At 65.6% G+C, this 13,609-nt stretch carries 13 protein-coding genes; 4 read left to right on the top strand and 9 right to left on the bottom strand.

The features are described 5' to 3' along the window. Both QW845_RS29730 and QW845_RS29725 read left to right on the top strand, forming a co-directional pair. Positions 1-184 (top strand): hypothetical protein (locus QW845_RS29730; protein WP_315805066.1); only part of this gene is annotated, 184 nt, incomplete at its 5' end. A 4-nt stretch (positions 185-188) separates the two neighbouring features. Then, positions 189-1,415, top strand: a complete 1,227-nt coding sequence (locus QW845_RS29725; protein WP_315805065.1) for a TIGR03862 family flavoprotein — start codon at positions 189-191, stop codon at positions 1,413-1,415. Positions 1,416-1,654: 239 nt separating this feature from the next. Here the strand turns inward: QW845_RS29725 and QW845_RS29720 are convergent, their stop codons facing one another. The 3 genes from QW845_RS29720 to QW845_RS29710 all read right to left on the bottom strand — a co-directional run bounded on the left by QW845_RS29720 (position 1,655) and on the right by QW845_RS29710 (position 5,196). After that, positions 1,655-2,734: a D-TA family PLP-dependent enzyme gene (locus tag QW845_RS29720; RefSeq protein ID WP_315805064.1), complete on the bottom strand. Its 1,080-nt coding sequence runs from the start codon at positions 2,732-2,734 to the stop codon at positions 1,655-1,657. A 151-nt stretch (positions 2,735-2,885) separates the two neighbouring features. Then, a complete protein-coding gene (locus tag QW845_RS29715) occupies positions 2,886-4,697 on the bottom strand; it encodes an ABC-F family ATP-binding cassette domain-containing protein (protein ID WP_315805063.1) in 1,812 nt (603 codons plus the stop codon). A 4-nt stretch (positions 4,698-4,701) separates the two neighbouring features. Continuing rightward, complete coding sequence (locus QW845_RS29710) at positions 4,702-5,196, bottom strand: YaiI/YqxD family protein (RefSeq protein ID WP_315805062.1); 495 nt, start codon at positions 5,194-5,196, stop codon at positions 4,702-4,704. 125 nt (positions 5,197-5,321) lie between these two features. Between QW845_RS29710 and QW845_RS29705 the strand changes: the two genes are divergently transcribed. Beyond that, on the top strand, positions 5,322-6,119 hold the full coding sequence (locus tag QW845_RS29705) for a hypothetical protein (protein WP_315805061.1): 798 nt from the start codon (positions 5,322-5,324) through the stop codon (positions 6,117-6,119). 304 nt (positions 6,120-6,423) lie between these two features. Next, positions 6,424-8,079 (top strand): helix-turn-helix domain-containing protein, encoded by a 1,656-nt coding sequence (locus tag QW845_RS29700; protein ID WP_315805060.1) that lies wholly within the window; start codon positions 6,424-6,426, stop codon positions 8,077-8,079. 102 nt (positions 8,080-8,181) lie between these two features. Here QW845_RS29700 and QW845_RS29695 read toward each other — a convergent pair whose 3' ends face one another. From QW845_RS29695 to QW845_RS29670, 6 genes are all read right to left on the bottom strand, one after another. After that, positions 8,182-9,738 (bottom strand): hypothetical protein, encoded by a 1,557-nt coding sequence (locus QW845_RS29695; RefSeq protein WP_315805059.1) that lies wholly within the window; start codon positions 9,736-9,738, stop codon positions 8,182-8,184. Between the two features lie 178 nt (positions 9,739-9,916). Beyond that, positions 9,917-10,639 carry a hypothetical protein gene (locus QW845_RS29690; RefSeq protein WP_315805058.1) on the bottom strand — a complete coding sequence of 241 codons (723 nt, stop codon included), beginning with the start codon at positions 10,637-10,639 and terminating at the stop codon, positions 9,917-9,919. 121 nt (positions 10,640-10,760) lie between these two features. Next, positions 10,761-11,444, bottom strand: coding sequence for a hypothetical protein (locus QW845_RS29685; RefSeq protein WP_315805057.1), 684 nt, complete (start codon positions 11,442-11,444; stop codon positions 10,761-10,763). A gap of 26 nt (positions 11,445-11,470) precedes the next feature. After that, the gene (locus QW845_RS29680; protein WP_315805056.1) at positions 11,471-12,526 is read right to left on the bottom strand and encodes a hypothetical protein; all 1,056 of its coding nucleotides are present in this window, start codon (positions 12,524-12,526) and stop codon (positions 11,471-11,473) included. 6 nt (positions 12,527-12,532) lie between these two features. Continuing rightward, positions 12,533-12,877, bottom strand: coding sequence for a hypothetical protein (locus QW845_RS29675; RefSeq protein ID WP_315805055.1), 345 nt, complete (start codon positions 12,875-12,877; stop codon positions 12,533-12,535). 98 nt (positions 12,878-12,975) lie between these two features. Next, complete coding sequence (locus tag QW845_RS29670; RefSeq protein WP_315805054.1) at positions 12,976-13,608, bottom strand: RebB family R body protein; 633 nt, start codon at positions 13,606-13,608, stop codon at positions 12,976-12,978. Position 13,609: the final 1 nt, after the last annotated feature.

Here is a 13,609-nt window from a genome sequence, read left to right as displayed (position 1 = left end):
GGCGATGCTCAAGACCGCAGAAGAATCCACGCCATGCGCCTTGTCCAGCCTGCCTGAACCGGACAGCCGTGGGCTTGACCCGGCCATCCACGTCTTTGGCACTGCGGCGTGGACGGGCGTGGATGCCCGGGACAAGCCCGGGCATGACGACCTTTGGCTTGGTGCGGTGGGGGGCCTAAACTGACGACATGTCCTCTTTAAAGCACATTGCGGTCATCGGGGCCGGCCCGGCTGGGCTCATGGCCGCCGAGGTGCTGGCGGGCGGCGGCGTCGCCGTCACCGTCTACGACGCGATGCCGTCGGTTGCCCGCAAGTTCCTGATGGCGGGGCGAGGGGGCCTCAATCTCACGCACAGCGAAGAGCTGCCGCTGTTCCTGTCGCGCTATCGCGACGCTGCGTCGTGGCTTACGCCGGCCATCCAAGCCTTCTCGCCGCAACAACTGCGCCACTGGTGCGAGGCGCTGGGCGAGCCGACCTTCGTCGGCTCCTCGGGCCGCGTGTTTCCTGTCGCAATGAAAGCCTCGCCGTTGCTGCGGGCGTGGCTGCGCCGGCTCGATGCGCAGGGCGTGCGAGTCGCGCTACGGCATCGCTGGACCGGCTGGGACGACCGGGGACATCTGACCTTCGAGACGCCGAACGGTCCGCACACCGTGGCAGCCGACGCGACCGTGCTGGCGCTGGGCGGCGCCTCCTGGCCGCGGCTCGGATCCGACGGCGGCTGGGTGCCGATCCTCGCCGCCAAGGGCGTCGCGATCGCGCCGCTGCGGCCCGCCAATTGCGGCTTCACCGTCGGCTGGTCCGACATCTTCCGCGACCGCTTCGAGGGCCAGCCGCTGAAGGGCATCGCGCTGGCGTTCGGCGAGCGCAGCGTGCGCGGCGAGGCGGTCGTGACGCGGGACGGCATCGAAGGCGGCGCGGTCTATGCACTGTCGGCCGAGCTGCGGGAGGCCGTGGCTGTTCATGGCGAGGCTGTCCTGCACGTCGCGCTGCGGCCCGATCTCGCTGCCGCTGATCTGATCAAGAAGCTATCGGCTCCACGCGGCAAGCAGTCGTTCTCGAATGTGCTCCGCAAGGCGTTGCAGTTGTCGCCGGTCGCGATCGGCCTGCTGCAGGAGGCAGCAAAGACGCAAGGGCTGTCGTTGTCGTCGCTACCGCCCGACCGTCTCGCGGCACTGATCAACGCCCTGCCGATCAAGCTGACCGGCACCGCCGGGCTCGCGCGCGCCATCTCCAGCGCCGGCGGCATCGCCCGCGATGAGCTCGACGCCGACTACATGCTGCGGCGACTGCCCGGCGTGTTCGCCGCTGGAGAGATGCTGAACTGGGAGGCGCCGACCGGCGGCTATCTGCTGCAGGCGTCGTTTGCGACTGGCGTGGCTGCGGGGAAGGGCGTGTTGAAGTGGCTTAAATCGTAGGGTGGGCAAAGCGCAGCGTGCCCACCGTCAGCACCAACAGAGACAACGGTGGGCACGCTGCGCCGAGGCGTTGCCGCGTCGCCTCTTTGCCCACCCGACGTCTTTGCCGTCATTGCGAGCGAAGCGACTTGTCCGCCAGAGCCCGACGGGCGACGGCGGAAGCAATCCAGGGCGGCACGTGCGGCTCTGGATTGCTTTGTCGCTTCGCTCCTCGCAATGACGGGCTGAGAGAGCGCCCCCTATCGCAGCTTCCCCCGCGCCGCGACCGGCAGCGTGCCCAGGATCTCCTCGCCGCGCACCATCACCACCTCGTCCATCATGTTGACGACGACGCAGACGTGGTTGGGGACGATGCGGACGACGTCGCCGACATGGGGGCGGGTGTTGCTGCGCGACAGATCGAGGAAGCCGTGCTCCTCGGCGAAGCGCGCGATCTTGGCTTCGGGGTGTTCCAGGATCAGGCCGTGGCCGTCGAGCCCGCCAGTGTCGGTCGTCAGCGTCTTCGAGCCGGCATCGAGAATGCCGCGCTCGGGCGCGGCGCGACTGACGACGGTCGAGTAGATGTGCAGCGCGCAGTCGTCCCAGGTGGCGACGCCGGCGGCGACCTGCATGCGGTCGTTGTAGATATAGGTACCCGGCCGATGCTCGGTCGCGCCCCTGAGCTTGCCGAGATTCTTCAGGTTCGGCGAGCCGCCGGTCGAGACGATGGCAGCGTCCAGCCCCTCGGCGCGCACGCCGGCCAGCGCCTCGTCGTAAAAGCGCTGTGCCTCGTCCCAGCCGCTCTCGGTCGGGTACAGCATGAAGCCGGCGAAGCGCAGTCCCTCGGAGGCTTTGATCTGGCGTGCGAGCTGGATCGCCTCGGCCGGCGTCTCGACCCCGGCGCGCTTGCGCCCGGTGTCGCATTCGACCACGACCGACAGCGTGCGGCCCGACTGCTTTGCCGCCTGCGGCAGGCCGGCGATGACGGTCGCGTTATCGGCGGCGACGGTCATGTCGGCCTTGGCCTGCAGCGCGGCGAGGCGGGCCATCTTCTCCTCTCCGATCAGATTGTAGCTGATCAGGATGTCGGCGATGCCGGCGTCCGCCATGATTTCGGCCTCGCCGATCTTCTGGCAGGTGATACCCTGCGCGCCGGCCTCGATCTGCAGTTTCGCCAGCACCGGGCTCTTGTGCGTCTTGATGTGCGGCCGGTTGGCGACGCCCGCGGCCTCGCACTGGGCCTGGATGCGCGCGATGTTGCGCTCGACCCTGTCCATGTCGATGACGGCGCAGGGCGTGCCGTACTCACGGGCGATCCTGGCGGCGAGCGGGGTGGTCATGTCATTCACTCCATGTTGCCGTCATTGCGAGGAGCGAAGCGATGACGGAGAGAATGTCGGGTGGGCAAAGCGAAGCGTGCCCACCGTCTTCTGTTGCGCAAGCTCGTGGTGGGCACGGCGCTTGCGCGCCTTTGCCCATCCTACGTAAACATCAAGCCCCCTCGATTTCCTCGCGCAGCACTTCCAGCTCCAGCCAGCGGTCTTCCGCGGCGGTGAGCTCGGCCTGCGCGGTGGCGATGGCGAGGGAGGCGGCGTCGAACTTTTTGCGGTCCTTGGCGTAAAGAGCAGGATCCGCGAGCACGGCCTGCTGCTTGGCAATCTCGGCCTGCAGCTTCGCGATCGTCTTCGGCAGGGTCTCCAGCGCGTGCTTCTCGTTGAAGGAGAGCTTGCGCTTGGGCGCGCTCGCCGGCACTGTCGCAGCCGGCTTGGCCTCCTTCTTCTCCTCAGCCGCCTTGGCATGCTCGCGCTTCAGGTCGGCGCCGCGCTGCGCCAGCATGTCGCTGTAGCCGCCGGCATATTCCTGCCATTTGCCGTTGCCCTCGGGCACGATCACCGAGGTCACGACGCGGTCCAGGAAGTCGCGGTCGTGGCTGATCAGGATCACCGTGCCTTCGTAGTCGCCGAGCATGTCCTCGAGCACGTCGAGCGTCTCGAGGTCGAGATCGTTGGTCGGCTCGTCCAGCACCAAGAGGTTCGATGGCTTGGCCAGCGCGCGCGCCAGCATCAGCCGGCCGCGCTCGCCCCCCGATAGCACTTCGAGCGGCGTGCGCATCTGCTCGCGCGAGAACAGGAAGTCCTCCATGTAGCCGACGACGTGCCTCGGCTTGCCGGCCACCATGACGTGATCGCCGCGGCCGCCCGTCAGCGCGTCGGCGAGCGTCGTCCGGGGATCGAGGCTCTCGCGGTGCTGGTCGAGCGTCGCCGTCTCCAGATTGACGCCGAGCCTGATGCTGCCGCTGTCGGGCTCGCTGCCGCCGGTGAGCAGATTGACCAGCGTGGTCTTGCCGGCGCCGTTGGGGCCGACGATGCCGATGCGGTCGCCGCGCTGGATGCGGATGGAGAAGTTGTCGACGATCTTGCGATCACCAAAGCTCTTCGACGCGCCCTTCGCTTCGATCACCAGCTTGCCGGACTTGTCGGCCTCGGCCGCGGCGAGGTTGGCGGCGCCCGCCGTGCCGCGATAGTCGCGGCGCTGCTGGCGCAGCGCATGCAGGTTGGCGAGCCGCTTGACGTTGCGCTTGCGCCGGCCGGAGACGCCGTAGCGCAGCCAGTGCTCTTCGTTGACGATCTTGCGGTCGAGCTTGTGCTGCTCGCGCTCTTCTTCCGCCAGCACCTCGTCGCGCCACGCCTCGAACGCCGCAAAGCCGCGGTCGATCTGCTTGATCTGGCCGCGGTCGAGCCAGGCGGTCGCGCGCGACAGATTGGTGAGGAAACGGCGATCGTGACTGATCAGCACCAGCGCCGAGCTTCGGCCGTCGAGCTCGTTCTCCAGCCATTCGATGGTCGTCAGGTCGAGATGGTTGGTCGGCTCGTCCAGCAGTAGGATGTCGGGGTTGGGCGCGAGCACGCGCGCCAACGCCGCGCGGCGCGCCTCGCCGCCGGAAACATGCGCCGGATCTTCCTCGCCGGTGAGGCCGAGCTGCTCGACGAGATAGCGCGCCTGATAATGATCGTCGCCCGGCCCGAGTCCGGCCTCGACATAGGACAGCGTGGTGGCATGGCCGGAGAAATCCGGCTCCTGCGGCAGATAGCGCACCGTGGCGCCCGGCTGCACGAAGCGGGTGCCGCTGTCGCATTCGACCAGGCCGGCGGCGATCTTGAGCAGCGTCGACTTGCCGGAGCCGTTGCGGCCGATCAGGCAGACGCGCTCGCCTGGCGAGACCGACAGCTCGACACCCTGCAGCAGGGCCGTGCCGCCGAAGGTCAGGCGGATGTCCTTGAGTTGGATGAGCGGCGGCGCCATGAGGTTAGCTCTGCTGCTGGGTCCGCGCCGCGCGCTGGCGCTGCAGGCGGCGGATCGTGGTGTCGAGGGTGGAAAGGAAGGTGGAGCGGTCGCGCGGCGTGAACGAGCGCGGGCCGCCGGTCACCTCGCCCGATGACCGCAGATCGGTCATGAGGTTGCGCACGGCGAGCGTCATGCCGATCGACTCCTCCGTGAACGGCTTGCCGTTCGGCGCGATCACGGCGCTGCCGGCCTTGACGCAGCGGCTGGCCAGCGGAATGTCCGCCGTGATGACGATGTCGTCAGCGCCGGTGCGCTCGGCGATCCAGTCATCCGCGGCATCCATGGCGCTGCCGGCCGCCACGCGCGTGATCAGGGGATCCTCGGGCACGCGGATGAAGCCGCCGGCGACGACGGTCACCGGCAGGCCATGCCGGATCGCAACGCGGTAGATCTCGTCCTTCACCGGGCAGGCGTCGGCGTCGACATAGATGCGGATCGGGGCGGTTTCGGTCGTCATCGGGCCATCGGTTGGAATGGTCCGGTTGGTACCCCATCGCGCCGGGAATTGCGAGCCAAACGCGCCGCTTGCCAGGGCCTTTCCGGCCGCTACCATCGCCCGAAAACGGTGAAAGGGAGGCAAGGATGTCGGGCAGAATCGCGGCGTATGCGGTCGAGGCGTTCAACACGGCCAAGCAGTCCGAGAACAAGATGCACGACGACAGTGTGGCGCGGCGATTCGGCTTCGCCGGCGGTCTCGTACCCGGCGTCGAGGTGCTGGCCTATATGCTGCATCAGCCCGTCGCACGCTGGGGGCGGGCGTTCCTGGAGCGTGGGCTGATCGAGGCACGGTTCACCAAGCCGGTCTATGACGGCGAGATCGCGGAGGTCGTCGCGAACGAGACCTCCGACGGGCTCGCCCTCGAGGTGATCAGCCGAGGGCAGCTCTGCGCCACCGGTTCCGCTTCGCTGCCCGCGTCGGTGCCGGATGTCGTGCTGGCCGAGTACCGGGATGTTCCGGCCGCGGCGGTGCGGCCGCTCGTCAGTGCGGAGTCTTTCGCTGTCGGCAGCTGGCTCGGCACGGCGCCGCGCGCGTGGCCAGGGCAGGCGGCCGCCGCCTATCTTTCTGAGATTCGCGAGCGCGATCCGATCTATGCCAACGAACGGCTCGGCCATCCCGGCATGCTGCAGCGGGTGACGAACCGGCTGCTCGTCGACAACGTCGTCCTCGGCCCCTGGATTCACGTCGGCAGCCGCATGCAACTGCTGTCGGCGATCGAAGAAGCCGACGAGATCACCGCGCGCGGCCGTGTGGTTGCCAACTACGAGAAGAAGGGTCACCGCTTCGTCGAGCTCGATGCGCTGGTGGTCGCCAATGGCGACCGCCCGCTCGCGCATTGCCATCACGTGGCGATCTATCAGCCACGCGAACAGCGCGGATAGCCGCGACGAATCGCATCAGTCATCAAGACCATTTGATGGCTCGCTTGTGAATTCATTCACACTCAATCTAAAATTGTGTATGGTTTGGTTGGCCCGTAGTTGTGAGGGGGAAGGGCCAATGATCGGACATGGGAGATGCGGCGTAGCCGTGGGCTGCGTCATGGGGGACCATGAATTCTGGCAAGCGATGCACAAGGTGGGCAGATCGGGCCGGCCGCTTCGGTCGGAAGCGGCGTCGGAGCCGCGGTAACGTGCCCGCCATGTTGGATCATCGACACAACGCGTCCGTGCGCTGAGCCGGGTCATGAAAGACCAGCGGGGACTCGACGGCGGCGATCAGGCCTGGCGCGATCTGTCCAGGATGAGCCGGCCGTATCTCAACGTCGTCGATTTCCTGGCAAGCTATGCACAGCGTCTGGCGGAGCTGTCGCGGGCGGCGACTGTGGAGATTGCCGTCGCCGATCTCGGCCGCATCGTCCTGTCCCGATCCGGATCGGAAACCGTGCAGGACTGGCTCAGCGAAAGAGACGGCGGTGTTGCGGCCACCGCCGAGCGCGAGCCGCGGCGTGCGCCGGAATGGCGGCTCGAACCGACGCCATCCGTGACGGCGCCGCTGGTCTATGCCGACGTCGGGATCGGCCGTTTGACGTTGGCCTGGGAGGGGCGGCGGGGCGGGCCGGACCTGTCCGACGCGCTGGCGGATTGCGCGCGCCAGCTCGCCTTCGTGATCAAGCGCCACGAGGTCTGCGAGTGGGCACGGCAGCGCCTGGGCCGCTCGCTGCTGTTGGTGGGTGTGAGCGAGGCGGTCCGAAATCTCGAGATCTTCGTCGAGAAGGCGTCGCACAGCGATCTGCCGTGCCTGTTGCAGGGCGAGTTCGGGACCGAGACGCCGTATCTGGCCGCCGCGATCCATTGCTGCGGGCCGCGCCGCGATCTGCCGTTCGTGCAGGTCAATTGCGCGCAGCCGCGGGGGGCGCCGCAGGACTGGTTTCGGCAGGCCGAGGGCGGCACGCTGTTCTTCAGCGACATCGACATGCTGGCGCCCGGTCTGCAGAACGAATTGCCGCAGCACATGCATTCTCGCCTGGGACAATGGCTGGACGTGTCGAACACGACGCGCGTGCGCGTGATCGCCTCGGCCGGCGGCGATCTGCCGCGCATGGTGGCCGAGCGCTCCTTCTCGCGCCAATTGCTGGCCGAGCTCGACTTTCTGCCCGTCAGCGTGCCGCCGCTGCGCGAGCGCTGCGACGACATCGAGCCGCTCGTCATCGCTGCGCTCGAGGGACATGGTCATCGCGCCGAAGACAAGATCAGCGCCGAGATGCTCGATCTGTGCCGCAGCTATCCGTGGCCGGAGAACGCGTTCGAGGTCGAGCGCGTGGTCGCCCGGCTCGCGGTCATGACCGGACGTGCGAGGATCCGTGCCGAGGACATCAGGCGCTATTTCCCGGCTCTCCACGCGCGGGCCGAGCGCGTGACGGTGACGTCGGCGGCACCGTCACCGGCGTTGCCGGCGGCGAAGCCGCCGGCCGAAGCCGTTCGCGAGCAAGCGTCCGCGAGGCCGGAAATCGGGGCGGAAGCGGATGATTGGATTCGCCACGTGCTCAACAAGGACATCACGGCGCTGTCGCGCCTGCATCCCAATCTGCGCCGGGCACTTCTGTATCTCGTCGATCACTATGCCGAGCCGATCCGGCTCGGCAGCCTGGCACGCCAGGCCCATGTCAGCCAGTCGCATCTGAGCTTCCTGTTTCGCCACAGCCTGCAGACCTCGTGCAAGGCAATGCTGTCGCGCATTCGGGTCGAGAAAGCCAAGGAGTTGCTGGCAACGAATGCGCGGCAGCCGATCACCGATGTGGCGCTACAGGTCGGCTTCGCCGATCTCAGCCATTTCGAGAAATACTTCCGCCGTCAGGTCGGCCGCACCCCGCGCGAGTACCGGCGCATGGCGGCGGAGTGAGGGGGGCGGTTGTCCTCTTTCACAGAGGCTTTGGAAACATGTAAGCGCCGCCGAGGGTTGGTATGAAAAAGACGCATTTCCACCCAAGGCATTCTCCGTCGCCTAATGCCGGCGATGCTCAACGAGGTACGTCCAATCACCGGTCGACGGCGAGGACCCCGGTAGTTTGATCGAAGACCACATGGTGTCGTAGCGTCCTTCCCACTTCGGTGCTCTGGAATAGTCAAGAAACGGGCGCGCATTTGGCGGCGGCAGATTGAAAGCAAGATCGGTGGATGGATTGCTCGCGTTCAGGAGCATTGCGCCCAGCGCTTTCTCCACCATGTTGATCGCTTTACAGAGAGATTTGACGTCGTACGTCGCGAGCCGTGAGTAAGGTTTCTTTCCGGCCTTCTCTATGTACTCGCGTTGAAATTTTGCGAGTGCGTCCAGCCAAATCGCAGCCGTTTCTCCGGACAAGAGAACTTCGCCGAGCTTGCCGTAAAACGTGCGATCAAAGTCTTCCTTGCTGATCACGTCCAGCAGCGCAGCTTTAAACCAGAGTGCCGTTAAATCCTTCAGGTAGCTATGAAATGGCAACCAGCGCCACCAGCCCGGGAATTGGTCCACTTGATATGAATTGATCTGTTCCTCAAAGGGGTATGGATCCCGAAAGATCAACGTCGATTTTTCGGCGTATGCGATTTCCTGGAGCTTGAGCTGATTCATCTCGCTCAGAGCGCCCATTGCACCGCATACCACCTTGTTCGTAACAAGGAAAACAAACGCGGACTTCTTGAGTTCTGCAATAGTCATGTTCAGTTCGACTGGAACTTTCGCCGGATCAATCTGACCGACGTCCTTATAGATCTTTGTAAGCAATGACATGTATCCGCTATAGACTTCGGCCATGACGTTCAACCAGATCCAGGATGGCCGTACCACGCCCTTGCTGAAGCGCAGATTTTCACGAGGTAGTTTCCACGCCATTTGGTATAAAAAATAACCTTGCAAGGTCATGGGCATGTTGACCTGCGAAGAAAAGCCTTCTTTTGGGTCTTTCTGGCTGCGCCCAAGGAGGATGTTGTTGAGGTAATCGTTCCACGGTTGTGGATCTTGGGGGCTTCCCTCGTTCTTGGCGAACGTCCATAGGGCCGCGCCGACATTAGTCGTATCGTCAATGTTGTTTTCGTTCAGTTGAACAAGAACTTGAGTGGAGCTGCGATTCTTCGCCTCGGCTTTCTTCAACGCTTTGCCAAAGAAATTCTTGACGAGGGTATCGAAGGCCTCGCTTGCGAGCGCCGCCTTCCATTGCAGGAAAGTCACATATTTTTGCGTCGATGTCCCGGATACAGAAGCGACGAGATATTCAGCAAGTCGGTCTTTGGCAAGGTAGGCGTCCGCGACGGTCGAAAACCACGTCTTGCCCGTCGTGAGTTCGAAGACGTTGTCCGAATCGGTCTCGATCGTCCAGACGGCTTTTGCTTCCGGCGAGTCTCCAACCGTCAATTCGATGTCGGCTGCTTCAACGTGAGTGAATTGGAACACCCAGCTGTTGTGGCTGCAGAATTCGATCTCGAAGCCGTAGCTGTTGGGGCTGATCTGCTCGCCTCCTGACGCGATGACGACTTGCCTGTCGTCCTTGGTCACGAAGATCGTTGGTTCGTCGCCTTTTGGCATCCTGATCGTCCTCTTCTCTTTGTTTGATGTGAGCGCCGTATGCCTGCGAGCCTCGCATCCCCCGGCGCAATCGAATGGGAATCAGTTCTGATGTTCACCGTTTTGCCGTTGGCGTAACGCTCCGGGTCGATCGGCACGGCCCGCGCGCTGCGGCGGGACGGTAGTCCCGCGGCGATCGTCAAAGCGCGCCGCCGTTGGCGATCGTGATGATGGTGAAGCCGCTGGTCGGGAATCCGAGCGCTTGGCATGCGCCCCACGACACCGCAACGATCATGCTGTTGCCGGTTGAATTCACGAACGCATTCAGACTTTTTTGCTTGTTTGTGAGAGTTCCGCCGCTGCCGATCGCCATCTTGAAGAATCGAATGAGTAGTTGTTCGACGTCGACTGTCGTTGAATCGATGTAGACCGTTGGATCTTTAAGGGAATAGATGGGATCGGCGACCCTGCAGGTTTCCATCGTGTTCATCTGCAGCGCGCTGGCGAAAGCATATTGTGGAGTTCCCGGAGCGAATTGGCCGGGCAAGAGGAGGTTGGCGAGGCGGCCATCGTTCGTTTGGGCGTTGTAGGTGATGCCGGCCTCGACCTTGAAGACTGGCAGTGGCGGCGACGGCGGTTGCGGCGTGTTGAAGGCGTAGGCGACACCCCAGAACGCGCCGACGCCCCTGAGATTGTTGGTGCTCAGTCCGAACTCGTTCACGGTGAGCATACGACCATCGAAGCGGTCCGCCAGATTGCCGGCTTTCCCGATGTATCTATTGTTGGTGGGAACGTTGACGATCACGTAGAGGCCGCCTTGGGTTCCCATGCCTTGGGGCAGCGCGCCAGGGAGGCCGGCACCCGGCGAGGCGAGGGTGTCCAGGCCACCGGTGCTGGCGAGATCGAAGATGATGCAGCACATCGGATTGGATCCTTCCGCGTGATAGGCGGTGCCGGAGGCGGTGTTCTTACGACCGCTTCGGGAGTATCGCTGACACAGCAGTCGGATCACCCGCAGCCGCAGCGAGGTGGTTTGCGTGGCGTCAGGCGGAAGCCGCCGTCTTCTGTGGCTGGCTCGCCGCCAGCGCGGCGGTGATCGAGCGTTCGGCGGCGATGACGCTCTGCTCGGCCGCCTGCTGGGCCTCGGCGATGATGGCGCGGCCGGTGGCGGCCATCGCCGCGAGCTGACGATCGGTGAAGTTGGTGGCCTGGCGCGTGGCGACGATCGAGGCCGCGACGGCCTGCTCGGCCGTCTCGACCGTGGGCGGCGCGTAGTCCGCGGGCGGCTGCAGCGGTTCGACCTGCGCCCGGCGTGACAGCATGGCGGCCTGCGCCGCGGCCATCTTGCGCTCCATCGAGGCCGCCGTGCGACCAACCGCTTCGTTGAACGCCTGCTGGGCCGCGGCGATCGCGCGGGAGGCCTCCAGCAGGCGATGCTCGATCTGGTGGATGGAGTGCGAGGAGAGGGGACTGGCGACCTGCTCGTCCACCTCGATCACAGCCTCGTCCATCTCGCCCAGATGCTCCTCGATCGACACGACCTCGTCGGTGGCGCTCTCGATCAGCTCGGCTTCGACTTCGGTATCGCGCGCCGACTGAGCCGCCGACTGCTCCTCGATCTGCTCGATGAATGCTTCAGGCAACATCGGGCTGGCATAGGGATTGTCGAGCAGGATGTCGGGCTCGTTCTCCGGCGGAGAGGTCTGGGACGGGGGCTGCTCGCTCATGATGCCTGCCTCATGGGGTGTCGGACTCAACTCTTTTCGGCGGGCGGCGCGATCCGCCTGAATTGGCGCAAGGTGATGTCGCCGTCGGCGCCGAGGTAGAGCTCGGCGTAGAGATTGCCGGATTGCGTCGGCAGGATGCAGGAGCGTCCGTCCTGGCTGATCCGGCCGGTCTTCGGATGATTGGCCGAGAGGAACGACTGCGCGTTGGCGAGATACAGCGTGACGACCTGCTGGGCCGCTGCGCCGGTCTCCTGCGTGAATGTCGTGCTATCGATGATGCGGCAGACGCCCTCCGACAGCCGGGCGAAACCGAGCCGCCGTCCCTGCCGCAGCCAGTTGTTGACGGCCGCGGCGACCTCGTGCGGGGGCACCAGGCCCCGCACCTGCGGACAGTCGAGCGCGCCGAACATCATCGGCAGCAGCGTCTGAACCGCGCCATTGGCCTGGGACAGGCGTTGCTCGGCAGAGCTGGCGGCGGTCTTCAGCTTGGCCGTCAGCGCCATGTAGATGCGGTAGTAGTCGCAGAACTCCTCGGGCGTGCGGGCCTGCTGCACGGCGAAGGCGGCCGCGTCGTTGCGGATGTCGGGCTCGCCGTCCTGCGGCTGCGGCAGCGCGATCAGCTCCCACAGCGCGATCGTCTCGTTGAGGCCAAGACACTGGAACAGCGGCGACGTGGCCACGCCAAACTGCGAGAGCAGGGCCGGGACCGCTGCGAGATCCGACTGCGCATGGATGCCGTGGGCGTTGAGGATGCTCTCGGTCTGGCTCGCCGTCGCGGCGTCTTGCGCGCCGGTCTCTGCCTTGGCAATCGCGCGCAGGTCACCGAGATTGAAGGTCAGGAGCTTGACCGGGCTGACCTGCAGGCCCAGACCGGGCAGCAGCGCCAGCGGCGAGCCGTGCAGCCCGTCCTGGATTTCGGCCATCATGCTGGTTTCGTCGGGGAAGCTGTAGCTCGCCGTCGGCGCCCGCACCGCCCATTCGAGCCATTGCACGCCGCCGTCGATGAACGCCAGAACCACCGCGCCGATCTCGGAGAGGCCGCCACGGCCTTGGATCAGCCTGTTTGCGACCGTCACCGACATGACACATCACCCCGACGGGAAGTTCTTGAGGATCGTGGAAGCGGCCGCGCCGATCTGGGCAAAGTCGTCGGTCGCCGATTTCATCATGCTCTGCGCCGTCACCAGCGCTTCGGCGTATTTCGGCTCGCCGGTCGCCAGCAACTGCGCCATGGCGACGCCGGAGGCCGTGGTCGCGATGGTCGAGACGTTGCGCAGCGCATCGGCCGCGTCCTGGATGGCGATGGCCGCCGATTGCGCCACCGACTGATAGGCCTTGCCGGCGCCGCTGGTGAGTACGACCTGCGGCGCCATGGTCGCCTTCTGGACCTGGTTGATCACGTCGATGATCTGGGCGTCGACATTGCTGGGCATCTGCGTATCCTCAACCGATCCGAAGGCTGCGGCCGGTGCTGGTTGCGGCGCCCCGGATCATGGCGGTCTCGTCGTCGGGTCTTCGGTTCAGGATCTGGTCAGGTCTTCGGAGGAGCGGGCGGGGTGCCGCCGGCCTCGGTGATCAGCTTGTTGAGGTCGCTCTCCGCGGTCTGCGCCAGGCCATTCGCGGTCGCGGCCTGGGCCTTCAGCGTGTCGATCGCGCTCGCCGCATCCGCATAGGCGGTCGCGATCGAGCTGCTCGGGGGGGGCGGCGTCGAGGGCGTCGTGCCGCCGGCGTCGGTGACGATCTGGTTGAGATCTGCCTGCGCGGTCTGCGCCAGGCTGGAGGCCGAGCTGGCCTGCAGTTTCAGCGCGGTCACCGCGCTTTCCGCTTCGGCAAAGGCGGCGGCGACGGCTGCGCTCGGCGACGGATTGGGCGGCGGTCCGGGGAGCGGATCGACGGCGGGCGGCGGGGGCTTCGGCGCGGGCGGCGGTGCAATGGGAAGCGGCACCGACAGCATCTTGGCACACGCCGCGGTCACTGCCGCCGAGCCGATCACGCTCGCGCCCTGCTGCCGCCCGATCGCATTGTGCATGGCCATGCCGAGCGTCTCGACCATCACGGCGTCGAGCAGTCCGAAGGCCTGCGACGGAGACTGACCGGTCAGAAGCGTGACCACGCCGGTCGTCGAGTCGATGATCTGGCCGTTGACCGTACCCGGATCGCTCATG

The sequence above is a fragment of the Bradyrhizobium sp. SZCCHNS3002 genome (genome assembly GCF_032377435.1).
Lineage (GTDB): Bacteria > Pseudomonadota > Alphaproteobacteria > Rhizobiales > Xanthobacteraceae > Bradyrhizobium.
This window is presented reverse-complemented; position numbering and strand designations above follow the sequence as displayed.